At 42.5% G+C, this 26023-nt stretch carries 19 protein-coding genes and 1 pseudogene; 18 read left to right on the top strand and 2 right to left on the bottom strand.

What is annotated here, in order from left to right:
• The 17 genes and pseudogenes from QZ076_RS06125 to QZ076_RS06045 form a co-directional block, all read left to right on the top strand.
• Positions 1-614, top strand: a pseudogene (locus QZ076_RS06125) (SusC/RagA family TonB-linked outer membrane protein); the annotation flags it as partial.
• A gap of 28 nt (positions 615-642) precedes the next feature.
• Positions 643-2640, top strand: coding sequence for a RagB/SusD family nutrient uptake outer membrane protein (locus QZ076_RS06120; protein WP_293711235.1), 1998 nt, complete (start codon positions 643-645; stop codon positions 2638-2640).
• A gap of 34 nt (positions 2641-2674) precedes the next feature.
• Positions 2675-3397 carry a hypothetical protein gene (locus QZ076_RS06115; protein ID WP_293711232.1) on the top strand — a complete coding sequence of 241 codons (723 nt, stop codon included), beginning with the start codon at positions 2675-2677 and terminating at the stop codon, positions 3395-3397.
• Between the two features lie 101 nt (positions 3398-3498).
• Positions 3499-3726 carry a hypothetical protein gene (locus QZ076_RS06110; RefSeq protein ID WP_293711230.1) on the top strand — a complete coding sequence of 76 codons (228 nt, stop codon included), beginning with the start codon at positions 3499-3501 and terminating at the stop codon, positions 3724-3726.
• Positions 3727-3970: 244 nt separating this feature from the next.
• Positions 3971-4228 carry a hypothetical protein gene (locus QZ076_RS06105; RefSeq protein WP_293711228.1) on the top strand — a complete coding sequence of 86 codons (258 nt, stop codon included), beginning with the start codon at positions 3971-3973 and terminating at the stop codon, positions 4226-4228.
• Between the two features lie 136 nt (positions 4229-4364).
• Positions 4365-6761 carry a Plug domain-containing protein gene (locus QZ076_RS06100; RefSeq protein ID WP_293711226.1) on the top strand — a complete coding sequence of 799 codons (2397 nt, stop codon included), beginning with the start codon at positions 4365-4367 and terminating at the stop codon, positions 6759-6761.
• Between the two features lie 122 nt (positions 6762-6883).
• A complete protein-coding gene (locus tag QZ076_RS06095) occupies positions 6884-9151 on the top strand; it encodes a pyruvate formate lyase family protein (protein WP_293711224.1) in 2268 nt (755 codons plus the stop codon).
• On the top strand, positions 9148-10116 hold the full coding sequence (locus QZ076_RS06090) for a glycyl-radical enzyme activating protein (protein WP_293711222.1): 969 nt from the start codon (positions 9148-9150) through the stop codon (positions 10114-10116). The genes QZ076_RS06095 and QZ076_RS06090 overlap by 4 nt, the downstream gene beginning before the upstream one ends.
• Position 10117: 1 nt before the next feature.
• Positions 10118-11365, top strand: coding sequence for an L-fucose:H+ symporter permease (gene fucP / locus QZ076_RS06085; protein ID WP_293711221.1), 1248 nt, complete (start codon positions 10118-10120; stop codon positions 11363-11365).
• A 15-nt stretch (positions 11366-11380) separates the two neighbouring features.
• A complete protein-coding gene (locus tag QZ076_RS06080; protein ID WP_293711220.1) occupies positions 11381-12793 on the top strand; it encodes an alpha-L-fucosidase in 1413 nt (470 codons plus the stop codon).
• 5 nt (positions 12794-12798) lie between these two features.
• A complete protein-coding gene (locus QZ076_RS06075) occupies positions 12799-14031 on the top strand; it encodes a glycoside hydrolase family protein (protein ID WP_293711219.1) in 1233 nt (410 codons plus the stop codon).
• Positions 14032-14037: 6 nt separating this feature from the next.
• A complete protein-coding gene (locus QZ076_RS06070; protein WP_293711217.1) occupies positions 14038-15396 on the top strand; it encodes a sulfatase in 1359 nt (452 codons plus the stop codon).
• A gap of 124 nt (positions 15397-15520) precedes the next feature.
• On the top strand, positions 15521-17755 hold the full coding sequence (locus tag QZ076_RS06065) for a glycoside hydrolase family 95-like protein (RefSeq protein WP_293711215.1): 2235 nt from the start codon (positions 15521-15523) through the stop codon (positions 17753-17755).
• A 261-nt stretch (positions 17756-18016) separates the two neighbouring features.
• Positions 18017-19219 carry a glycoside hydrolase family 88 protein gene (locus QZ076_RS06060; RefSeq protein WP_293711213.1) on the top strand — a complete coding sequence of 401 codons (1203 nt, stop codon included), beginning with the start codon at positions 18017-18019 and terminating at the stop codon, positions 19217-19219.
• 6 nt (positions 19220-19225) lie between these two features.
• On the top strand, positions 19226-20449 hold the full coding sequence (locus QZ076_RS06055) for a DUF2264 domain-containing protein (RefSeq protein WP_293711211.1): 1224 nt from the start codon (positions 19226-19228) through the stop codon (positions 20447-20449).
• A 26-nt stretch (positions 20450-20475) separates the two neighbouring features.
• Positions 20476-21318, top strand: a complete 843-nt coding sequence (kduI, locus tag QZ076_RS06050) for a 5-dehydro-4-deoxy-D-glucuronate isomerase (RefSeq protein WP_293711209.1) — start codon at positions 20476-20478, stop codon at positions 21316-21318.
• Positions 21319-21442: 124 nt separating this feature from the next.
• Positions 21443-22234: a gluconate 5-dehydrogenase gene (locus QZ076_RS06045; RefSeq protein ID WP_293711208.1), complete on the top strand. Its 792-nt coding sequence runs from the start codon at positions 21443-21445 to the stop codon at positions 22232-22234.
• Between the two features lie 93 nt (positions 22235-22327).
• Here QZ076_RS06045 and QZ076_RS06040 read toward each other — a convergent pair whose 3' ends face one another.
• Together QZ076_RS06040 and QZ076_RS06035 are read right to left on the bottom strand one after the other, a co-directional pair.
• Positions 22328-23824: an acetyl-CoA hydrolase/transferase family protein gene (locus tag QZ076_RS06040; RefSeq protein WP_293711206.1), complete on the bottom strand. Its 1497-nt coding sequence runs from the start codon at positions 23822-23824 to the stop codon at positions 22328-22330.
• A gap of 73 nt (positions 23825-23897) precedes the next feature.
• Positions 23898-24311, bottom strand: coding sequence for a hypothetical protein (locus QZ076_RS06035; protein WP_293711204.1), 414 nt, complete (start codon positions 24309-24311; stop codon positions 23898-23900).
• 251 nt (positions 24312-24562) lie between these two features.
• Here QZ076_RS06035 and miaB point away from each other — a divergent pair, with 251 nt between their 5' ends.
• The gene (gene miaB, locus QZ076_RS06030; protein WP_293711201.1) at positions 24563-25933 is read left to right on the top strand and encodes a tRNA (N6-isopentenyl adenosine(37)-C2)-methylthiotransferase MiaB; all 1371 of its coding nucleotides are present in this window, start codon (positions 24563-24565) and stop codon (positions 25931-25933) included.
• Positions 25934-26023 lie beyond the last annotated feature (90 nt).

Raw genomic sequence — 26023 nt, 5'->3', positions numbered from 1 at the left:
GTAATATGACTCCCGGTACTTTCATACTCCAGGATATAAACGGTGATGGACGTGTAGGAAGTGGTGATTATATCTATCAGAATGAACCGGGTAGAACTCCGCTTACCCAATACGGTATTAATTTAGGTGTTTCTTACAAAGGTTTCTCTTTAGGCGCTTTCTTGCAGGGGGCTACACAGATTAAGGGGACAATGCCTAACTTTTTCCGTGGCAGCTATGGTGGTTTCCTTGTTAATTACGGAAAGTTTATCGACTCTAATGAAGTTGCTTATTCACCGGAAAAGAATAATACCGATGCGATTGTGCCGATGCCTGCTCCGGAAAATAAGTCGTTTGGGAATAATTCAGTCGACCGTTGGATTATTGATGCAACTTACCTGAAAATAAAAAATATCGACTTGCGGTATGACATGAAGAAATATGTACTGAAAAATGTCGATTTGATCAAGGGATTGGAGTTGAATTTCGTAGTTACGAATGCATTTACATTTACCAATAAGAACTATCCCCTAAAAGGTTTGGTTGATCCCGAATTCCTGACCAATGCCGGACGTTATTTGGGAAGCTATCCGGTACAACGTTCGTATACTTTCGGGTTGACTCTTACGCTATAAATGATAACCTTGAAATAAAATGAAAGAGATGGAAATACAAAACAAAATAAATAAAAAGCAGTATATGCATATAGAGAAATGTTTTCGCGCGATACGAAAAATGTCATTGGCGGTATTGGTTTCAAGTTTATTAATGGCTTGCGATCCCCTCGGATTGGAGCCTGTGGATAAAGTGGAAGAAGATCGTTTTTGGGAAAATAAAGAGTTGGCGCGTTCCTATGTAGATCTTTATTATTTATGGGCTCCGGTTTCGGCTACCGAATATTTTACATCGGAACAATGGTCGGATAATTCCATAGGAAATGATGATCCTGATCATACAAATTTTCGTCAGACAAAAATATATCAGCGAGCTTATGACGAGTTGACCCCCCCAGGTACTGCTCCTTGGGATGGGCAGTACAAGAATATCCGAGCCGTGAATATTGGAATCGAAAGGTTACCCAATGTTCCAAGTGTAGATGAAGCAAACTTGAATCAAATGCTGGGAGAATGTTATTTTTTCAGAGCATGGCTTTATTTTGAAATGGAACAATATTGGGGAACAGTTCCTATTGTTGATAAAGTGTTGGGAGTAATGGATGAAACAATGATTCCTCGAGCTACAAGACAGGAGTTGTTCGATTTTATTTTGTCAGATCTGGACAAGGCTATTTCTTATTTTGAAAAATCCGGGACTACACCGGAATTAGGAAAAGTTGGAGTAAATGCGGCACAAGTAGTGAAGTCCCGTGTCGCTTTGTACGCGGCTTGTGCTGCTGATGCCAGCAGTAAAGGTTTGTATGATAAATTGGCGGGAAGTGACGAATCGAAGGCTTTGTTCCGTTTTACGAATACATCGGATCATTATTACCAAATAGCTTTTGCTGCTGCTGGAAAGGTGTTAGGGAAATATTCATTGGATGAAAGCTATGCCAATCTTTTTAATACAGATGCCGGCAATGCTTCTCCGGAAGCGATATGGCCGGTGATGTTTGATGATAAGAAACGTAGTGGTTTTAATCCTTCCAAATGGAATGGACCTCACGGGTATTATTATGAACGGGAAAGTGCTGAGGAATGGAATGTTATGGGATCGGCTTTTCCTACTCAGGATTTGGTGGATTGCTATTATCAGAAGGATAAAGCTGATGGAAAATGGAAAAAATGGTGGGAAACAAAGCAAGTTCGCGAAGGTATGAATGGCTCGGTTGATCCTCAAACGGGAATGTTTAAAGGTTCGGGAGAAAACTATCGTGTCATGTATGAAGATCGTGATGCTCGTTTTTATGCGACTATTATGTACGATAGTTGTTTCTATGGAGGGAATGTAGTACGCACTTGGATTGATGATACACCTGATAAGGAAAAATTCGGAGCATTACATAATGGTTTCTCTGTGACTACGTTACTTGCAGCTCCTACAGGACGGCATGCTTCCAGTAAAACGATCACAGGCTATTACCCTCGGAAGTTCTTACAATTCAAGAATACATCAACCGGAGCTTTGGATAAAGAAGTTCAACGTAAGACCTGTTATTTCATGCTTCGTTATGCCGAGGTCTTGCTTAATTATGCGGAAGCGGCTATTAAGTTAAATAAGACATCAGAGGCACAAGATGCCATTAATCAGATTCGTAACCGTGCGGGATTAGACAATTTCGATCCGAAGGTGTCCGGACATGATTTATGGGAGGAATACAAGTTGCAGCGCCGTGTGGAATTTGCTTATGAAGTGCCGGGGCAGCGTTATTTTGATTTGCTTCGCTGGAATGAAGCGGAAGGAAATACAGTAATAGAGGAGATTAACCGTGGTCCTAAGGCAATGATGATTTTCCGCAAAGGTATTGAAATCGATCAATTGGGTAAAAAAGGGTATCCGGTAGCTCTGGGTAAAGAAGGTTATTTTGTACCTCGTATCGAAACACGTCGCTTTGAGTATGAACTGCACATGAAAGTGTTTGATGATGCGAAGTATTATACATTCCCCTTCTCTAAATCACTGCTTGAAAGCTATCGTGGGTTTGTTCAGAATCCAGGATGGTAAAGAGTTTGATAGTAATTTAATTTTGAATTAGAATATGAAAGCAATAAATAAAATAATATCATTTGCATTATGTGCCGGTGTGATGGCTTCGTGTACAAAAGGAATTGAACTCGAGGAAGTTCCGGTGAGTATACAGGAAGAGGTAGGCTTGGATGAATCGAAAGTGGCCGATGTGACTGCCCGTGAAGTATTCAAAGATAATGTATATCAGGTAAACTGGGATAAATACGTTGAAATGCTTTTGGAGAGTGCGGTAGGTAAAAACTTTCAGAATGGGGTCAATTATAAAAATACGACTTCTTCTCCTGTGACAATTATGGGGAAATCAGTAGCTCCGGGTGAAAGTATGTTTGTGAAAAACACGGTAGAAGCGGTTTACGAATCCGGTGCTCCCGAAGATTCGGTATACGTAGTGCATATCTTTGCTTCGGATACGGCTAATTACAAAACACCTAACAAGGGGCATTTATTCGTAGAGTCGACATTTACCAATGCTCCCGTTAAACCGGTACTGGTGAACCCGACAGATGGCAAAGCCCAGGAGATAAAACTGCCGGTCGATATCAAACGATTGATCATCGGTTTATATATGAAAGATGAAGTCGCTTGTTATATCAAGCGGGTCGGTGATGCTCCCGAATTGGGAAAACCCGCTGATTACAGTGTCCCGCATCGTTACATTGTCGAGAACGAAAACAATCGTCCCGGCAAAGGAAAACGCCAACGCCTGTATGAGGTACGGGTACAGTTGTTGTAACTGATTGATTGTAAAGTGATGAACTGTGGAGGATTTAATGTACCTCCACAGTTTATTGAATGTTTTTGTTATACCATGTTTTACTATTAAAACATGTATCCATGAAATCATTTTTTATATTTATTGTTACTTGTCTTTTTTTTGTAAGTTGTGAAAAAGAAGAATCTTTGCTTATTTCGCAAGATCAGAAAAATATAGAAATAATTGAGAATATAGCTCGTAGTAATGGCTTTGATGTAATAACAAGCAAGGCTGAAGGAACATGGACGACTCCTCTAACAGAAGAGGAGATTGCTAAATATGAAAAAAAATTTATAAGTTATCGTTGAAGCCTAAATTTACATCAAAGTCTCAAGTTAAGATTATTTCATTTCGAAATAGTTATTAGAACGGTTTAAGCATACTTCTAGCGTTTATAATTCAGAATCTTATACTATTACGTTTCCCTAGTCTTATAATGACATAGATTTTGATGTAGATATCTCTTGGGCTTGGAATTCGAATAATTCTATAGAGTGGGCAGGTGCAGATGTTTATGAATCAGGTTCATATCCTTGGCTTTATAGATATAGCATGATAACTCCTTATCAAAAATGTTATGCTTATTCTGAAAATGGTATATCGGTTGTCATGTATGTAAATGTACGTTATGAGTATAATCATGCAGGGTCTGATCGTGTTGAATATATTTCTATAAAAGGAGATATTGATTTAAAAAATGAGAAGGCGTATTTAGAAGTGGCCTATGAAGGTGAAGGATTGTATCCTTTTCCTGATCCGTTATCTAATAATAATAAAGACAACCTAGTGTCGAATAAGAAGTCGTATTGATTTTATTGTTTGAAGAGAGAATCATTTTTATGAGTAACTTTCATTGGATAGTTTGGTCTGTAGTAAATGATTGATTTACCAAAGAGATTGTTCGTTGAATAGTTGCTTTTACAGAGATTGCTAAAAAAGAATAAGTATGATAGAAAAATATTCATCAGTGAAAGGTCTATTGTCTTTTTTATTGAGTGGAGTTGTTTTTACGTCCTCTGGGCAAATAACAATTTCTGATACTTTATTGATCCGTACCCAACAACAAGCAAATCTATCCCCTTACGAAAAGTTACATCTGCAAACCGATAAATCCGTATATGTCGGAGGGGAGGCCATTTGGTTTCGGGCATTTCCGGTCGATGGGGTGACGAACGAACCATCGTTTGCCAGCCGCTATATCTATACGGAGTTGATCGATTCGTTGGAAACGGTTGTCTCACGGACCTGTTTCCGGATGGAGGAAGACAGTATTTATGCAGGAAATATACCATTGGATGTCTCTTTGCCGGAGGGACAATATATATTGAGGGCTTATACCCGCTATATGGAAAATGGAGGTAAAGAGTATTTCTTCCGGAAACCGATCCGGATCTTTCCTCTTTCCTGGAAAACAGATGAAGGACCTGTTTATGCTCCCCGCGAGAAGACAGATTATCAGGTTGACTTTTTGCCGGAAGGTGGCCGACTATTGGCCGGGACTCCCTGCCGTATTGCTTTTAAGGCTTTAAATAGTAAAGGGATTGGAGAAGATATCACCGGCTGGATCCTTGATGAGAAAAAAGATACGTTGCAATCTTTTCGCAGTACGCACCGGGGGATGGGGGTTTTTACCTGGAGAGGAGAAAAAGGAGAAAAGTATAAAGCGCATTGCCGGAATACCCAAGGGGTAACACAAGTGGTGGAACTTCCAGTGGCGGAAGAGAACGCTTATTCGTTGAAAGTGGAAGAGTCGATAGGGAAAGTCTTTGTTTCGATTCTGCATTCTGAGGAAATGGCGGTTGCAGATTCGCTTCTATTGTTTGCCCATCAACGAGGCCGTCCGCTCTATTCGGAATGGGTATCGGCTACACAGAATGAACATTATTCTTTTGATAAGCAGTTGTTTTCTTCCGGAACGGTTCATTGGCTGTTGGCCGATTCGCAGGGACGGATCATCAGTGAGCGTTTGGCTTTTATCCGCAAAGCCGATCAGGCTTCGCTTACCGTTGAACCGGATAAATCTGTTTATTCTTTTCGGGAGAAGGTGTGCTTGGCCTTTACGTTGAAAGATTGCAAAGGCAATCCTGTTTCCGGCAATTTCTCATTGGCAGTGACCGATAAACGGGATGTCCGGGTCGATTCGACGATTACAATCCTTTCTTCTTTATTGTTGGCTTCCGATTTGCGGGGATACATTGAGGATCCGGCTTGGTATTTCAAGGATGAGGAAAGAAAAACGCGACATGCATTGGATGTATTGATGCTGACGCAAGGATGGCGGCGATACGATATGGCGAAGGTTTTTTGCGGAGCATATACCCGACCGACCATACAACCGGAGCAATCAATGTGTTTGTCCGGTTCGGTGAAGACATTGGTGCGTCGCAAACCGATAGAAAATGCTTCTGTACGTATCTGGTCACCTGGCGTGAAGATGTTGGAGACGGTCGTTACGGATAGTGCCGGTTGTTTTTCATTAAAAGGATTTGAATTTCCTGACACTACCTCTTATCATGTCTATGCCGTTTCGGAGAAAGGCAAAGAAAATATTTTGTTGGAGGTTGATATAGAGGGGTATCCTTCAGCAACACAGGTGCTTATGCCGATATTGCCGGAAACACCAGAAAATAAAGAAAGGCTTGCTGCATACGAAGAAAAAACAAGTCGTTATTTAGGTTCTCAAGACAGTATTCGCACTATTTTGTTGGATGAAGTAACCATTTCCGCTCGTAAAAAGAAGGAATATAAAACGCCTTATCAACAGTCTATGAGTACCAAAAGTATTGTGGAAGAAGAAATCCGTCAAAGTCCGACACAGGATTTATACACGTTGCTTCAATCAAGATTCCCAGGAGTAGCTCCAAATGACGAGAGAGAATGTTATTTTTTATTCGATGGTGTTTCTATAGAGAATAAATCCGACCGTGAGACAATATTACGAAACTTTTCTTTGGAGAACATTGCGCAGGTGGATGTATTGAGAGGACCTGAGACCGTTGGTTTTAATCCTACGGCCAAAGGAAATGTCTTAATTGCCATAACCACGAAAAGAGGCTTTTCCGAGCCGTATGAATATGGTCAGAAGAACCGCTTGAAAGTTCAGTTGAGGGGATACCGTCCCGAGGTTCGTTTTTACTCACCGGCCTACGAAACGGAAGAAGACCGCAATCGGTTAGAACTTGATTTGCGGACTACTTTGCATTGGTGTCCGAAAGTACAAACGGACAAAGAAGGAAAGGCTTTTGTTGAATTTTATACTTCGGATAGTGGAGATTCTTTTTCTGTGGTAGCTGAAGGCGTGTTGGATAACGGACAGCTGTTTAGATTGCAGCAGGATATATAGATTGTTTTTTTTGAATGTTACTTTGTGTATAGAATAAGATTATACAACGATATGTTTTTTTTATACAGTGTGGAAATAATTGTGGACGTTATTTTTGCCTCTATATTAAAAATGTATCAAATATGGAAAACACAACCTCATTTACAAAAAGCGAACGTATCGAACGTTTGCACAAACGGAACAAAGAATTGGCGCAAAATCATAAACGGGACATTTATGTCGATAATCCGGAGTTTTTGGTGTACCATTGGTCCGGGAAAGCGGCGGCATTTAGTCCGGCTACGGGTGAAACGGCGGCTGATGCGAATGAACGCATCAACTTGGGAGACCATAATTGCCGTATAGACAACGGGGAGCCTTATCCCTTTGTTAAACAAATGCCTTCGAAGGTGTCCGGCTTCTCTTACGATCCGGTCAATTTTGCGGAAGATTATGCTTTCTTTTTGGATCATAGCTCGGTAGTGATTCATCTGGGAGAACTGATCACCGGTGAATTTTACTGGCAACTGGACGAAGCCCGTTATTTTAAATATCCGCAGGAAAATCAAGATTTGGGTTTCAAAGCTCGTAAACTAGGAGCCGGAGGGATGAGTTTGGCTCATACATGTCCGGACTTATCTATTGGGTTGAAACTGGGCTGGAGCGGTTTGTTGAAGAAAATACGCCGTTATAAAGAACAATACAAGGTGTTTGATAACCGGAAAAGCTATGAGTATTTGTGTGCAGCCGAATTGGTTTGCGAGTCGATCATCCGTTATGTACAACGATATGCCGTAAAAGCAAAAGAACTGGCTGAACATGAAAGTGATCCGGAACTTAAAACGATGTATGCAACAATAGCAGGTAATTGTTTTAATCTGGTTGATAATCCTCCGACAACTTTCCTGGAAGCTCTTCAATGGATGAACTTTTATCAGATAGCCGAACGTATCATCGGTCATGGTAATGGCTATGGACGAATGGATCAGCTATTGATTAATTTTTATCGGGAGGATGTCCGGAAAGGTATTTTGACTAAAGAGATGGCCCGGGAATATATTGCTGAGTTATATTTGAAATACGGAGGTAATTATTATTCTTTCGGAGGAAGAGACCAGTCCTTGAAAGATGCAACGAATGAATTAAGTTGGATCGGGGTAGAAGCTTATGATATGCTGGGTGGTTATAACCAATTGGGAGTCATGTGGCATAGTGATATAGACCCTGCATTTTGGGAATATGCCTGTGATGTTGTCGGCAGGCATGGTTGTGGTGCTCCGACCCTGGTTAATTATGATGTATTACGGGCTAGTGAACTGCGTTCCGGCTATAAGGAAGAAGATGCATGGAACATCGCTTATTCTGGATGTCAATGGTATTGTTCGATAGGGAAAGAATATTGTGACCAGGATACCAATTCACTGGTTCCTCTTCAACCTATGTTCAGGGTCATAGAATATGCAAAGGATAAGGATACTCTCGAGTGGGATGATTTTATGGCTTGTTTTCGGAAAGAACTGGACCGGACTATGGACGTGTTGGTTGATTTTAAGAATAACACCTACAAATGGCAACCCAAAGTGTGGCCGGAAATCGTAACCTCTTTGTGTATGCATGGTCCTATAGAGAATGGCAGGGATGTTACCGATGTACGGGCAGTCGCCAATAACTATACGTCAGTCAATGTATTGGGAGTTCCTAACTTGTGTGATAGCCTTTTCGGCATTCGTGAATTGGTCTTCAAGCAGAAGAAATACAGTTTGGAAGAATTGGACGCTGCGCTTAAGAATAATTGGGCGGATAACGAGGTCATGCGTCAGGAATTTTTGAATCAGCCTAAATTCGGTAACGATATCGACGCGGTAGATAATTTTACAGTGGAAGTATGTACCATGATACGCAGCATGTTGGAGGAAAAGCATAATATAAAAGGATTCCATTTCCGTCCGTCGTTGTTCCAGTTCATGGGACACACTTATGCTGGTCCTATGCTGGGGGCGACACCCGACGGGAGGAAGGCCGAAGAACCTTTGGCGCATGGTATGAACCCGATGCATGGCAGGAATAAAGGGGGCATACTACCTACTATGCGTTCGTTTACCAAACTCAATTATGCAGAATATCAAGGCGGATCTTTCCAGATCGAATTACATCCGAGCTTTTTCCCGGAAGGGCAACCGAGAGGAAAGTTTGTAAGTGCTTTTGCCAATCATATCTTTGATCGGGGAGGTGTGCAGATCAATTTGAATGTGGTAGATTTGGCTACATTGGAAGATGCCATGCACCATCCGGATAAGGAAGAATATAAAGGGATTGTTGTGAAAGTAACCGGATATTCTGCTCATTTTGTTTTCATGGACCGGCAGTTTCAGGAAGAGTTCATTAAACGTGTTAATTACCAGAATATATGATTTTCAATAAGTCGTGTGAGGCTTTGATAACCCATGTGGCATCCCTTTCTTCGCATGACGGGCCTGGATTGAGAACAACCTTATTTTTTAAAGGTTGTTCTCTAAAATGCAGGTGGTGTCATAATCCAGAGACAATCCGGAAGGTACCGGAGTTAGAGTGGGATCGTCGTCTTTGTATCGGATGCCGTACATGTAAAGATCATTGTAGTAGTGGAGCCATTGATTTTTCCGGAAAACGGGATTATTTGGTTGATAAGGAACAATGTGTTCAATGTTTTGTTTGTGCGCAGCAATGTCCATCCCAGGCTTTAAAGGTTATTGGAAAAACGTATTCGTTGGAGGCGTTGGAGGAACTGATACTGAAAGACGAAAAATTGATTCGATCGATGTCCGGAGGAGTTACTTTTTCCGGTGGTGAACCTGTTCTTCAATCGGAGTTTATCGTTCAATTGTCACGACGGTTAAAGAATAGGAATATTCATTTGGCCTTGGATACATGCGGGTTGGCTCCTTGGGAAAGTTACAAACAATTATTGCCTTATATGGATTTGATATTGTATGACCTGAAAGAGATGGATGATGCCAAACATATTGAATTTACCGGAGCAGACAATCGGATGATCCATGAGAACATACTTCGTATGGCCGATTATATTCATTACAACAAGTTGCCGGCCCGGATTTGGATCCGTACTCCTTTAATACGCGGGATGACGGTTTCTTTGGAAAACATTACTGCCATCGGAACATTTATCAATGCCTACTTGTCGGAAGATGTAGATAAATGGGAGCTTTGTGCGTTTAATAATTTGTGTAATGATAAATACAATCGTTTGGGAGTTCGATGGAGTTTGAAGGAGACGGAATTATTATCGAGAGGAGAAATGGAAGAATTATTATTAGAGGCGAAGCGATCGGCTTTTTCGATAAAACAAGTAACAGCCTCAGGCTTAAATAAAAAGTAAAATGAAAACACGGTATACTTTGGTCAATCCTTTTTATAAATCCACATTTATATGGGTTACATTCCTCTTCTTTCTATGGGGAATTCCTAATAATTTGAATGGAATATTGATCAAGCAGTTTATGAAATCGTTTGAATTGTCTATTTTCCAGGCAAGCTTGGTACAATCCGTATTTTATATAGGTTATTTTGTTTTTGCATTGCCATCTGCCATGGTAATGAGAAGGTATAGTTATAAGGCCGGTTTGATAAGTGGACTTTTATTATTTGCCTTGGGGTGTTTGCTGTTTTGGCCGGCCGCCTTGTTAGGTTCTTATTCGTTTTTTTTATTCAGTTTGTTTATTATTGCTTCTGGACTGACGTTTTTGGAGACGGGAGCCAATCCGTTTATCGTGAAACTGGGAGATGAACAGACTGCGGAAAGGCGTTTGAATCTTTCGCAAGCGTTTAATCCAATCGGTTCTATTCTGGGAGTACTTATAGGGACAGTATTTGTCTTTTCCGGTACAGATCTGGATCAAACCATGATTGAAGACATGAAAAATACGGGTGTATATGCCGATTATTTGCAGGAGGAAACTTTGCGGGTTGTCAGACCGTATTTGTGTTTGGCTGCACTCGCTTGTTTATGGGCGCTTTTAGCATCCAGGATTCATTTCCCGTTGAAAAAGAAGGAAGAGGTTAAGCATAAAATACAGATTAAGCATTCTGTCTCTTTTTTAATAAAGGACAGAACATTTATGAAAGGTGTGTTAGCCTTATTTTTGTATGTGGGAGCTCAGGTCGGAACATGGAGCTATTTTATTTTTTATGTGCAGGAATACGTTGGCGTAGATGAAAAAAAGGCGGGTTATATGCTGTCTGGTACATTAGTAGCTTTTGCTTTAGGGCGTTTGTCTGCAACTTGGTTTATGAAACGGATTTCTCCGGTTTTGTTGATGAAAATATATAGTTTTGCAAATATCATACTCGTGGGAATTTGTATCGTATTTGCGGATGTTTTCGGGATGTGGTGCTTGTTATTGACTAGCTTCTTTATGTCAGTGATGTATCCGACCCTATTTTCTGTCAGTGTCAAAGGGTTGGGAGAGCATACCAAGATTGGCGGATCGATTTTGGTGATGGCTATTTTAGGAGGGGCACTTCTTACTCCTTTAATGGGATTTATCATGGAGATAAGTAATGTCGCTTATGCCATGTTCGTACCTTTGTGTGCTTATATGTATATATTTTATTATAGTCGTAAATAGTAATTGAATTATAAAATGGAAAGCAAATCAAATAAACTGATTCTAATTGCAGGATTGTTGTTGTTCTCTAATTTGTTGTTTGCACAAGTGCCATTAAAATATGGTGCACAACGTGAAGGTAAACGTAACGACTCGGCCATGCAGAAGTGGCGTGATAATCGTTTCGGACAATTTGTGACTTTCGGGTTGTTTTCGGTTCCGGGAGGACATTGGAACGGAAAATATTACGGAGGTGCGGCTGAATGGATAAAATCCAGCGCTAAAATAAGTAATGAAGCCTATGATTTATTGCGGGCAAATTTTAATCCACAGCGGTTTGATGCAAAAGAATGGGCCCGGACGGCAAAGCAGATGGGTACTAAATATGCACTGATCACAACCAAGTTTCATGATGGTTTTTGTTTGTGGCCAAGCAAATACACCGATTTCGATATTGAAAACACGCCTTACAAGAAAGACCTGTTGAAAGAATTCGTAGATGCTTATAACGCCGAAGGCATCGATGTCGTTTTCTATTATTCAGTTTTGGATTGGCATCATCCTGACTGGCGGTATGATATCAAAACTGAACAGGACAGCATCGCTTTCGATCGTTATTGGAATTGGATGACATTACAGATAGAAGAACTTATGCTCCGTTATCCGTCGGTTATCGGATTTTGGTATGACGGAACCTGGGATAAGTCGGTTGTAAAACGTGGAAAATATACCTGGGATTTGGAAAAAAAGATGCAATCCATCAATCCTTATATTATTTCCGGGAGCCGTTTACGGGCAGATGAAACCGGGGCACGCCATTTTGATGCCAATAAGAAAATGATGGGTGATTACGAACAGGGATGGGAAAGGAAGTTGCCTGAGAAGCCGTTGGAAAATGATTGGGAGTGTGTGATGACTGTTCCGGAAAACCAATGGGGGTATCATTCCGACTGGCGCGGACATGTAAAGACCCCGTATGAAGTTCTTGAGATGGTTGCGGCTTGCACTTCGTTGAGTGGTAATTTTATGTTGAATTTCGGTCCTAAAGGTGATGGTTCTATCCGGAAAGAAGAACGGTTTATTGCCGGGGAAGTCGGGAAGTGGATGAAAATAAACGGGGAGGCTATCTATAATTGTGAAGGAGCCGGATTACCGGAGCAGAAATGGGGGTATTATACAATGAACCATAAGACAGGAAAGGTCTATATGGTTGTATTTAATAAATCGGTGAATGGTGCTTTACGGGTGAAGTTGCACAAAGGAACCCATTTGGTTGAAGCTCGTTTGTTGGATGGCAAGAAAAAATTGGATACGGAGGAAATATCCAGGCAGGAATATTTTGTCCATGTAAACGAAAAAACGAAAGGAAAGTATCCTTTTGTGATTGAAATAGATTTGAGGCAAGGTGAGGGGAATACCGAAAAACAGTATGTCGCTCCTAAAATTTAATTTATATGATGAAGATAAGTAAGTGTATGCAATTGGCTGTTATCGGCTGTATTTCAGTTTTGACCAGTTGCCAACAAGCTGGAAGGTCTTTTTGTGGTTACGAAGCGTTGCCGGTGGATGTCGAATTGATGAAGAAGGGAGATAGCCGCTTTGCCAAGGGGCCATCAGCTTTCGGCATTGAAGATTGTTTCGTATGGGGAGCATCTGTTTTGAAAGCGGAAGAAGATGGTAAATATTATATGGTTTATTCGGCTCAAGAAGCTGGTGCATATCCTTTTGGAAATGCTTGGGTGTTAGGCTCTAAATTGGGATTGGCTGTTTCTGACCGGCCTGATGGAGGTTTTAAGCAGTTAGGCTTTTTCTTGAATCGGGACGGTTATGAGCCCGATACCTCTTCTTGGGATGCACAAACCTTGGTGAACCCGCATCTTCGTCGTTTCGGCAATAAATACTATCTTTATTATGTGGGGAGTAAAGATCCGGGAGATGTACCGGTTAAATCGAAGACGGGAAATTTGGACCGCCGAAGCCGTATTCAACAGATGCAACAGATCGGAGTGATTGAATTCGATTCGTTCGGAGATTTGTTAAAGGGAGAGTTTGTGAAAAGTGAAACCCCTCTGTTGTCTCCCCGTACACGGGTCAAGCCGGATAATATCGTGTCTCCGTCTCCGGAAGGGACCGTTGCCAAACCGGATAATATTATCGTGGTGAACCCCGCGGTGGTTTACCGTCATTCCGATGGGAAATACTTGCTTTACTTCAAGGGGAATATGTATGATCCTCATTGGCGGGGAGTACATGGCGTTGCTGTCGGAGATTCGCCGACCGGGCCTTTTGCCCCATTGGATGTCCCGGTATTTGATTTGTCGTTGGATGATGGGCAGAAACTTTCGGCAGAAGATCCCTATGTGTGGTATAACAAAAAGGATAAACTTTTTTATGCGGTCTTTAAAGATTTTACGGGACATTTCACCAAGGCCGGTCCTTGTTTGGCCATTATGTATTCGGAAGATGGCATAGATTGGAAATTACCGGAAAACTCTTTGTTTATGAAAAAAGAATTGGTACTGTTGTCTGGAGACACACTGGAGGTGCACCGGCTGGAACGTCCGCAACTTCTTTTGGACGAAAACGACAATCCGCAGGTTCTGTTTGCTGCCTGCTCTATCGACGATGTTAATCCGAAGAAAGACGGAAGTTCATTCAATATACATATACCATTAGTAAAAAAGTAATCGAACATGCAACAGAAAAAACAAATTCCGATTTTATGTTGCCTCTCTTTATTCCCTTTGCAGCAACTTGCCGCAGAAACGGAAAATACGGGCAGGCACCCCAATATCATTTTAATTTATTGCGATGATTTAGGTTATGGCGATTTGGGGGTAACCGGCCATCCAAACATCCAAACTCCTAATTTGGACCGTATGGCATTAAACGGCACGCGTTTCTCTAATTATTACAGTGCTTCGCCAGCTTCAACGGCAAGCCGGTATGCCATGATGACCGGGAAATATCCGCCCCGTTCCGGTTTTGAGTGGGTCTTGGGGCCTAAGTCCGAGCGAGGGATTCATCCCGATGAAATAACCCAGGCAGAGGCTCTGAAAAGTAAAGGATATAAAACTGCCATGTACGGGAAATGGCATTTAGGTACCACAAAAAGAGAGTATTTGCCCCTTCAAAACGGATTTGATGAATATGTCGGTTTTCCATATAGCAATGATATGATACCGCCTAAATGGCAGGATATCGCTTTGCTTAATGGAAATGACACGTTGGAAATGAATCCTGACCAATCCAAGTTGACAGAGTTATATACACAGAAAGCGATTTCTTTTATCAAGAAGAATAAGAAGGAGAAGTTTTTTGTCTATCTGCCCTATGCCATGCCTCACGTTCCGCTTCATCCTGGTCCCCGTTTTGCCGGGAAATCCAAACGGGGTGCGTATGGGGATGTCGTGGAAGAAATAGATTGGTATGTAGGCGAGATATTGGCTACGCTTAAGAAAGAAAAACTGGAAAAGAACACAATTGTGTGGTTTATCAGCGACAACGGTCCTTGGATCATCATGAAAGAAGAAGGTGGTTCTGCCGGATTGTTCTGCGACGGGAAAGGCAGCACGTGGGAAGGGGGTGTCCGTGTCCCTTGCATAGCTTATTGCCCCGGTCAAATCGCTCCCCAGGTAAATGATGAACTTGTGACGGCCATGGACGTATATGCAACAAATCTTTGGCTGGGAGGATACCGGTTGCCTGAAAATCATGTGACGGATGGGAAAAACATTGCTTCCTATTTAGGTTATGCGGATGCAAAAGAAAAAGAGGATACACCCTATTTTTATTTCGGACAAGGACACCGTCTTTATGCCGTGAGGGAAGGTAAGTGGAAATTGCATGTAAAGACATTTTCGCAAACGGGAGCTGATTATTTCAAAGGGAAATTGTCCTTGTTGTTCGATTTGGAACGGGATCCTTCTGAGAAATACGATTTGTCGGAGCAGAACCCAGAAATCGTTGTGCATTTACAACAGCTTCTGAGGTCAAAAGATAAAGAAATTAAAGAAACCGGCAATTTTTTTGACAAGAAACAGAATAAATAACCTGGTTGTATCCCTTGCGGCAAGTTTTCGGAATTCCCGAAAGCTTGCCGCAGGTTTGCAACGACCTATCGGAAGTTCCGCCGGGAATATGATCGGATGTATATAAAGAAAATAAAAATGATATATGAATAAGAAAAGAATACTTATGTTTCTATTCGTTTGTTGTTTATCCACCTTGTGTAAAGGGAGCGATTCGGCTTTGTTGTTCGGGGTGGAGAATCGGGTGGACTGGAAAGTTTTTTTGTCCCGCCATGATTTGGTCTGGGAAAAGACACCGCGCAGTTATTTTGATGCCCCCTTTGTCGGTAATGGATTATTAGGTGCCATGTTGTATATGCCCGAAGGGGAGGCTTTGCGTTTGGATGTGGGAAGCACGGAAGTGGTAGAACGGCGGAATACGGAAGCTCGCAGCATTGTGGATAACGGACGTCTTCCGGTGGGATATTTTGAGTTTGCCTCGACTTATCCGATTGACCGGGCGACAGGACGGTTGGATTTGTATAATGCGCAGGTCCGTTTCGATTTGTGTACAAAAAAGAAGCAGTTTTTGCAACTGGATCTGAAAGTTTTGAGAAATAGAGATGTGATTGCCCTTGAATATGATTCTCCGGCAGATGTGAATGGGTATTGGATCTTTCGTCCGGCAATGTCTGTGGTTCCGCGGCTTCCCATGAAGGGTTCCGGTCATTTGAATCCGGCTGCCGAAATGAAAGTAATAAACAACGTGAACGTCGCCATTCAAAACCGGGATGCCGGTGGTTGTTATGTCACTGCATGGAAAGATGTAAAATTGTCGGAGGGACGAAAACGCTTGTTGGTCACCATTCAAGATAGTTACCCGGATCATTCGGCAATAAACAAGGCGGTGGATTTGATTGATTCTTCTGCCTCCGAACGTGTCATGGAGCAAGAAGGCAAAGCCCATGCCGACTGGTGGAACAACTATTATACGGCAAGTTTCGTTTCCATACCCCATCCCCAAATGGAGTCTTTGTATTGGGGATTGCAATATAGGCTGGCTTCCATGATGCGCAAAGGGGCGCCCTTGTGTGACCTGATGGGGCCTTGGTATAAATCGACAACATGGCCCGGGATATGGTTTAATCTGAATACACAGATGTTGTTCAGTTCTTTGCATATCTCTAATCAGATAGAACTCGCTTCAACTTTGCATGATTTTATTTATGCAAATGAAGAAAATTTGATCAATAGCATACCACAACAATGGAGGCATAACGCGGCGGGGTTGGTCCGTTGTACGGGAAAGGATCAGATAGAGTCGGTCTTTGAGTGGCCGAATGCCGAATATCCCGAACGTTCGAACCTGATTTATCTGATGTATTACATGTGGGAGCATTATCGTGTATCAATGGATGACCGGTATCTGGAAGAGCGTTTTTTCCCTCTTTTGAAACGTGCTGCCAATTTTATACTCAATGTTGTTACCACAGATGATAGAGGAATGCTCCATATACCCAAAAGTCATTCTCCTGAAGCTATTTATGATACGGATACGAATTATGACCTGTCTTCGCTTCGTTGGGCATGTACGACATTATTGTCTATTGACGATCGTTTGCATATAGATGATAAGCAGCGGGCTGAATGGAAACGTGTCTTAAAGAAGTTGGTCCCGTTTCCGACTGATGAAAATGGATATATGGCGTCGGCTCATCATAAAGCACCGCTCGGCCATCGCCATTGGTGCCATCTTTTTCAAATTTATCCATATGCGTTGATAAATTACGATCAACCGGAAAATCGTTCGATCATAATGCGTTCGTTGGAAAATTGGGGAAGTCCTTCCATCCCTAATACCTGGACGCAAGCGGTTATAAGTTCCATGTACTCATATCAGCAGAAGGGGGAAGAGGCTTTAAAACATTTGGAGTTGGCTTTGAAGACATCTAATTTGTCAGCCAATTTTACGCATTCCGAGGGCAAGAATCCTTGTTCGGAAACGTATGGAGGTTTGACCCGTATGCTTCAGGATATGCTGCTTCAGAGTTGGGGAAATAAAATACGAATATTTCCTGGAGTTAGTGATAGTTGGCGGGATGCTATCTTCTATCAGTTACGTGCGGAAGGAGGTTTTCTGGTTTCTGCCGGACGGAAAAATGGTACAACTGATTGGATTAATATTCATAGTCTGGCAGGTGAGTCTTGTATTGTAGAGCATAATTTTAATACCCCTTTTACCGTGAAAGGAGTTAAATACAAAAGGCTTGATAATAGAAGAGTTCGTCTCTATCTTGAAAAAGGGGAAACAGCTTTGCTCTACACAGGGGATTATAAAAAAGAGATTGTACCTATAATTGTTTCGAATGGAAATTATAATAATTATGGATTAAGGAAATGAATATTTGACCCCTTTGTTTCTTACCATAGAAACAAGTACAGCAAGTATTGTCATTAGGCAGTCTCGTGAGTTGCATTAAATTGCAGAATTCGGATTTTATAATGCTTTTGAAAATGAAATAGTGAAAGGTATTGATTCAATTACTGATTATTGAAAATAGTGGGTAACTAATTAACACCTTTTTTCGGTGGTACTATCGATTTTAGAATATAAACCTGTATATTTGCCACAATCTTAAAAACTTAATAACCTATTTTTATCATGAACAAATTTCTCTCGTGTGGTGTGTTTGCGTTCACAGTGTTACTTTCTTCTTGTAGTTCGCAGCCAAAACAAGAACCTATTGCCGACGTAATTGACCGTGGTCTGAAGGCTTCGACCGAACAGGCTTTGCTGATGGCTAAAGATCTGGAAAACCAGGAAGGCCGTCTTCCCAAAGCGATCGATAAGGAAGGAAAACTGGAGACAAGCGACTATTCCTGGTGGTGCAGTGGTTTCTTCCCCGGTGAATTGTGGTATCTGTACGAAAATAATCCGACTCCCGAACTAAAGAAATATGCGGAAATGTATACCGACCGTGTGGAAGAAGTGAAGAATATCACTTATAGCCATGATGTCGGCTTTATGCTTTATTGCAGCTATGGTAATGGCTATCGCCTGACTGGTAAACCAGAATATAAGGATGTGATGCTGACTGGTGCTAACTCACTGGCTACCCGCTTTGACGATCGTGTAGGAGCCATCCGTTCGTGGGATTTCAATAAAAAGATCTGGCAGTTCCCGGTTATTATCGATAATATGATGAACCTGGAATTTTTCAGTTGGGCATCTAAAGCATCCGGTGACGATCGTTTCCGTAAGATGGCTGTTTCCCATGCCGATAAAACGATGAACAACCATTTTCGTGATGACTATAGCTGTTATCATGTGGTTTCTTACGATACGATAACAGGTGTCCCTCATAAAAAACAAACCCATCAGGGATATGCCGACGAGTCTGCATGGGCCCGCGGTCAGGCTTGGGCATTATATGGATTTACTATGATGGCCCGTGAAACTGGTAAACCGGAATATTTGAATCAGGCTAAACATGTGGCAGCCTTCATTATGAATCATCCGAATATGCCGGCAGACAAGGTCCCTTATTGGGATTTTGATGCTCCGGAAATTCCTAATGTGCCGAGAGATGCTTCAGCTGCGGCTATTATGGCTTCTGCCCTGATTGAGTTGAGCCAGCTGGATAACAGCGATCAGGCAAAGAGTTATCTGGACTTTGCCGAACAGCAGGTTCGTTCGCTTACTTCTCCTGAATATCTGGCAGCGAAAGGAACGAACTGTAATTTTGCCCTGATGCATTCTACCGGTCATTTACCCGGAAACAGCGAAGTGGATGTGCCGTTGAGCTATGCTGATTATTATTATGTAGAGGCTTTGATGCGTCTGAAGAAACTAACTGAAAAATAATACACCATGACTAATCTATTAAAAACAACAGCCATTTTGGTGTGTTGCCTGTGTTTCTCTTTCACTGGTAAAGCACAGCAGCAGGATGGTACACAAGACCGCGCTTTCTGGGTGGAAACTTTAACCCGTATTGCCGATCCGGTGTTGACAAACCTGAGTAACAACACGCTGAAGAAGAATATGCCTTATGAATCGTTATCGAAAGACAGAAGCGATTTTGCTCACCTGGAAGCGGTTGGTCGTTTGATCTGCGGTATTGCTCCCTGGCTGGAGCTGGGACCGGACAATACGCCGGAAGGACAATTGCGTGATAAATATATCAAACTGGCTGTGAAAGGTTTGAAGAATGCTGTTAACCCGGAATCTCCTGATTATCTTGTATTTGGAAAGCCTTATCAGCCGCTCGTCGATGCAGCTTTTCTGGCGCAAGGTTTGTTGCGTGCCAAAACTCAGTTGTGGGATAATCTCGACCCGCAGGCAAAAGAATGGATGATCACTGAACTAAAACGTAGCCGTGCAATCAAACCGTGGGAAAACAACTGGCTTTTGTTTGCTTCTACTGTTGAGGCCGCCCTGCTCGAATTTACCGGCGAGTGCGATATGGATCGTCTGACTTACGGCGTGAAGAAATTCCGTGACGAATGGTATAAAGGCGATGCTTTGTATGGCGACGGTCCTGCTTTCCATATGGACTACTATAACAGCTTTGTAATTCATCCGATGCTGACAGATGTTCTGTTGATCATGAAGAAACATAATCTCGAAGGGGCCGATTTTGCAGAAACACAATTGCCCCGTCATACACGATATGCAGAGCAACTGGAACGTTTTATTTCGCCGGAGGGGACTTTTCCGGTTGTAGGCCGTTCCATAGTCTATCGTTTCGGTGCTTTCCATGCATTAGCACAAGCCAGTCTGATGCACATCTTGCCTGAACGGGTAAAACCGGCCCAGGTTCGTTGCGGTATGACTGCCGTGATTCGCAATGTGATGAAATCTCCGAAGAATTTCGATGCAAACGGTTGGCTGCGTGTCGGTTTCACCGGTGAACAAATCGATATGTCGGAGTCTTATATAAATACAGGAAGTGTATATCTTTGTGCTGTAGGTTTATTGCCTTTGGGGCTTCCGGCAACAGACGAATTTTGGTCGGGCCCTTATACCGAATGGACGAATCTTCGTGCCTGGAACGGGGAGAGTGATGTAAAGGCTGATCATGCGTTGAAGTAAGTAATAACAAAATAAATAGAATCAGAATGAAAACAAATTATGAATTGCGGTATGCCGCGCATCCGGAAGATGCAAAGCAGTACGATACCAAGCGTATTCGTCGGGATTTCCTGATCGAAACGGTTTTCGCACCGAATGAAGTGAATATGGTTTATTCCATGTACGACCGAATGATCGTAGGAGGCGCTATGCCTGTCGGTGAAGTATTGAAGCTGGAAGCGATCGATCCGTTGAAGGCTCCTTATTTTCTGACTCGTCGCGAGATAGGTATTTTCTGCGTAGGTGGCCCCGGCGTTGTGAAAGCCGGTGATGCAACATTCGAACTCGATTTTAAAGAAGCGCTTTACCTGGGTTCGGGCGATCGCGAAGTGACTTTCGAAAGCAAGGACGCAAAGAATCCGGCTAAGTTTTATTTCAACTCCACTATGGCTCACCGTAACTATCCGGATAAAAAAATAACGAAAGCGGATGCCGTTGTGGCTGCTATGGGTTCGCTCGAAATGTCGAACGACCGTAATATCAACAAGATGATCGTAAACCAAGTATTGCCTACCTGCCAGTTGCAGATGGGTATGACCGAGCTGAAACCGGGAAGTGTATGGAATACCATGCCGGCCCACGTTCACAGCCGCCGTATGGAAGCTTATTTCTACTTCGATATCCCAGAAGATCAGGCTATCTGCCATTTTATGGGTGAAGTGGATGAAACGCGTCATATCTGGATGAAAGGGGATCAGGCTGTTTTATCTCCTGAATGGTCTATCCACAGTGCTGCTGCTACTCATAACTATACCTTTATCTGGGGAATGGGTGGCGAGAACCTCGATTATGGCGATCAGGATTTTTCTAAAATTACGGACATAAAATAATATGCCAATGGGGAAAATGTGCCGATGTGCCAATTCCCCGTTGCTATAAATAAAAAAATCAGTGTTAACTGCTTGTGCGTTTATTGGCACATTGGCATATTGGCACATTAACACATTATTTGTTATGGTAAATTTCTCATTAGAAGGAAAAGTTGCACTTGTAACAGGTGCTTCTTACGGAATTGGTTTCGCATTGGCATCTGCCTTTGCCCAGGCAGGTGCGAAGATCGTTTTCAACGATATCAAACAGGAATTGGTGGATAAAGGTCTGGCTGCTTACAAAGCGGAAGGGATCGAAGCTAACGGATATGTTTGCGACGTGACTAACGAAGACCAGGTGAATGCCATGGTTGCCCAAATCGAAAAGGAAGTGGGTGTGATCGATATCCTGGTAAACAATGCCGGTATTATCAAACGTATTCCGATGCATGAAATGTCGGCTGCCGAGTTCCGTCAGGTGATCGATGTGGATTTGAATGCTCCGTTCATCGTTTCTAAAGCAGTTATCCCTTCCATGATTAAGAAAGGTCACGGAAAGATCATTAATATCTGCTCGATGATGAGTGAGCTGGGACGCGAAACCGTTTCTGCTTATGCGGCCGCTAAGGGTGGTTTGAAGATGCTGACTCGTAATATCGCTTCCGAATACGGTCAATATAACATCCAGTGTAACGGTATCGGCCCGGGTTATATCGCTACCCCGCAGACAGCTCCGCTTCGTGAAACTCAACCGGACGGCTCACGCCATCCGTTCGACTCCTTCATCATAGCCAAGACTCCGGCTGCTCGTTGGGGAACTCCGGAAGATTTGATGGGACCGGCCGTATTCCTCGCTTCCGATGCATCCGACTTCGTAAACGGACATGTATTATATGTAGACGGTGGTATCCTGGCTTATATCGGAAAGCAACCCTGATAGGTTGTTTCTCTGAAAATAAAAAATCCTTCCGAAAGAAAATCAAATTTCATTCGGAAGGATTTTTATTTTGTACCGGATCTCCGGTATTTCTTACTTATTATACTTGCTCCAGTCTACATTGTGCATATCGCCGCTTGTAGCCAGTTCTTCGTGGAAAGCGAAGCAACATTTCAGGTTCTGCGGAGTATGACCTTTCACTCCCATTGCCAGATATTCTCTCAACAACGGCTGGTAATCCGGATGAACACAATTGTCGATAATACAGTTAGCGCGTTCGATAGGCGATTTTCCACGCAGGTCGGCTACGCCATATTCAGAGATGATAATCTTTACTGAGTGTTCGCTGTGATCCAGGTGAGACACCATCGGAACGAAAGCACTGATCTTACCGTCTTTGGCTGTAGAAGGAGTGGTGAAGATAGACAACATCGCTGAACGGGTAAAGTCACCAGATCCACCGATACCATTCATCATTCTTGTTCCTGATACATGAGTAGAGTTGATATTACCGAAGATATCAGCTTCCAGTGCCGTATTGATTGCGATCAATCCAAGACGACGAGCCACTTCCGGATTGTTAGAGATTTCCTGCGGACGAAGAAGGATCTTGTCTTTGAAGAAATCGAGGTTACCGTAAATTTCACGGATTACTTCATTACTTACAGATAAAGAACAACCGCTGGCAAATTTCACGCGGCCTTCTTTCATCAGGCTGATAACTGCATCCTGGATAACTTCCGTATATACATTGAATGCAGGAATATTTTTGTTAGCACCCATGCAACCTAAAACAGCATTGGCTACATTTCCTACGCCACTCTGCAGGGGAACGAATTCTTTCGGCAGACGGCCGGCTTTAATTTCGCTTACCAGGAAGTCGGCAACATTTTTACCGATAGCCATTGTAACGTCATCCAGCGGTGAGAATTTACCTCCTTCGTTCGGCTCTTCTGTCTTTACGATACCGACGATCTTAGCCGGATCTACTTTAATATAAGGAGTTCCGATACGGTCGGACGGAGTATATACTGGAATTTCACGACGGTAAGGAGGATCTGCCGGTTCGTAGATGTCGTGCATACCGCGGATTTCTTTCGGGTGTCTGCTATTCAACTCGATGATGATACGGTCAGCCATGCGACAAGCTGTAGGAACGATACCTACACCGCTGGTCGGGATGATTTCACCGTTTTCGGTTACATCGGCAGCTTCAACGATTGCTACATCGATCTTTCCAAGAAAACCATAACGTAGGTCCTGTGCCAGTTCAGACAGGTGCATGTCGAAATACTGTGCTCCATGAGCATTCAGTAATGCACGTAAGTCTTTGTTTGATTGGTACGGAGTACGGAATTTAATAGCATTGGCGCGAGCTAATTCGCCATCCAGTTTATCACCGGTAGAAGCTCCGGTAAACATACCGATCTGGAAAGGATTTCCTTTTGCATGTTCTTCCATCGCTTTTTTTGCGATGGCACCCGGAACGACTTTCGGGCATCCGGCTGGTGTAAAACCACTGAATCCGACGTTGTCGTTATGATGAACGAACGAAGCAGCTTCTTCAGCTGTAATGAATTTTAAAGCCATGATATTATTTTTTATTAGATAAATACTTATAAGTCAGCTAAACGGCTGCAAAGGTATTAAAAAAGAAAATAGATCAATACTTGCGGTTAAGTATTTCTGAGTAAATAACAGCTTTTCTTAACTCTTCAGCGTTATTGAACTCAATATCCTCTAAAAGGGCATGTTCCTCTTCGGTCGGAAAATTCATGATCGGGGATGAACTGACTTTGGGTTTGTGGATTTCCTGTTCGGCAGCCAAGAAAGGATTAGGTTGCCGTATTTCTTTTTTCTTTTTCTTATTTTCTTTCTTTTCGGGAGGAGTAGTTGCCTCTTCCAGTATTTCCCAAAAGCCTTTGCCTGAGAGAGTATGCTCCTCTTTAGCCGGCTCGTATTCAGGTTGTCCCAGCACCTGAGTCGGGCGTTTTTTCTTGTTCTTTGAACTGAATAAACCGCTCACTGCTGCAACTATCAGGAAAACAATATATATCCAATCGCCCAGGTTATCCATAACTTTGATTATTTTTGCACTCCAAATGTACGAAGATTTATTGAATAGTGAAAGAAGATAGAATTATAAAGGGTATAAAAGTAAATAAGGGTAACTTCACAGCCACCCTTATTCGATTTAACCAAAACCTTAACTATGAAAAAATTTACGTTTTTCGTATGCAAATATAATTGGCGAAATTGAACTGTGCAAGCCTTTGGCGGTTTATTTTTATAGAATACGTGTATTTAAATTTTATTAACGGAAACAAAATGACGAATCAGGAAAATGGCGCAGACTTAAAATCTGCAGCCGGAAATGAGGAGAAAAAGTTGTTCATCGAGACCTACGGGTGCCAGATGAATGTAGCAGACAGTGAAGTGGTAGCTTCCATCATGAAAATGGACGGATACGCTATGACCGACAAGATTGAAGAAGCGGATGCGGTCTTTGTAAATACCTGCTCGGTACGCGATAACGCGGAACAGAAAATTTACGGACGGCTTCAGTATTTTCAGTCTCTAAAGCGGAAAAAGAAATCACTGATTGTGGGCGTACTGGGATGTATGGCCGAACGGGTGAAAGAGGAACTGATCAATGTGCATCATGCCGATCTGGTAGTAGGTCCGGACTCTTATATGGATCTGCCAAACCTGGTAGGTGCTGTCGAGCATGGGGAAAAAGCGATCAATGTTGAACTTTCCACACAGGAAACCTATAAAGATGTCATGCCCCTGAAGTTGGGTGGCGTGCATATCTCGGGTTTTGTGTCGATTATGCGTGGGTGTAATAATTTCTGTACGTATTGTATCGTACCTTATACTCGTGGACGTGAACGTAGCCGCGATGTGGAAAGTATCCTGAATGAAATAAGGGACATGCGTGACAAAGGTTTTAAAGAGGCGACATTGCTTGGGCAGAATGTGAATTCGTATGCTTTTGAAAAAGACGGTGAAACGGTTACTTTCCCAATGCTGCTGGAACGTGTAGCCGAGGAGGCGCCGAATATGCGCATTCGCTTTGTGACCTCTCATCCGAAAGATATGAGCGACGATACACTCCGTGTGATAGCCGCCCATAATAATATATGTAAGTACATACATCTGCCGGCTCAGTCGGGTAGCTCGAAGATCCTGAAGGTGATGAACCGTAAATATACCCGTGAATGGTATCTCGATCGTATCGCCGCTATTCGCCGTATCGTTCCGGAAGCTTCGATTGCAACCGATCTGTTCTGTGGTTTTCATTCGGAAACAGAAGAAGATTATGAAGAAACACTTTCATTGATGCGCGAAGTCAGATATGACGCCGCTTTCCTGTTCAAATATTCTGAACGTCCCGGAACCTATGCGGCCAAACATCTCCCTGATACGGTATCGGAAGAAGAAAAAGTACGTCGTTTGCAGGGAATGATCGATTTACAGAATCAGCTGTCGGAAGAAAGTAACCTGCGTGATATAGGAAAAGAGTTTGAGGTTCTGATCGAAGGTTTCTCCAAACGTTCACGCGAACAGTTGTTCGGGCGTACGAGCCAAAACAAAGTCGTGATTTTCGATAAGAAAAACTATAAAGTCGGGCAATTTGTGAAGGTAAGAATCAACAGAGCCTCTTCGGCAACATTATTCGGTGAACCGGTAGAATGATGAGTGCGAACCGGCAGGTTTATAAATGGTTAAATAATTATAATCTGACGGCTGTCTCGCAATTTATTCGTTCTTTTGCAGAAAAATTGG

This window comes from uncultured Parabacteroides sp. (assembly GCF_905196875.1).
Taxonomy (GTDB): Bacteria; Bacteroidota; Bacteroidia; order Bacteroidales; family Tannerellaceae; genus Parabacteroides.
Note: the sequence above shows the minus strand (reverse complement) of the source record. Positions and strands in the feature narration are given on the sequence as shown.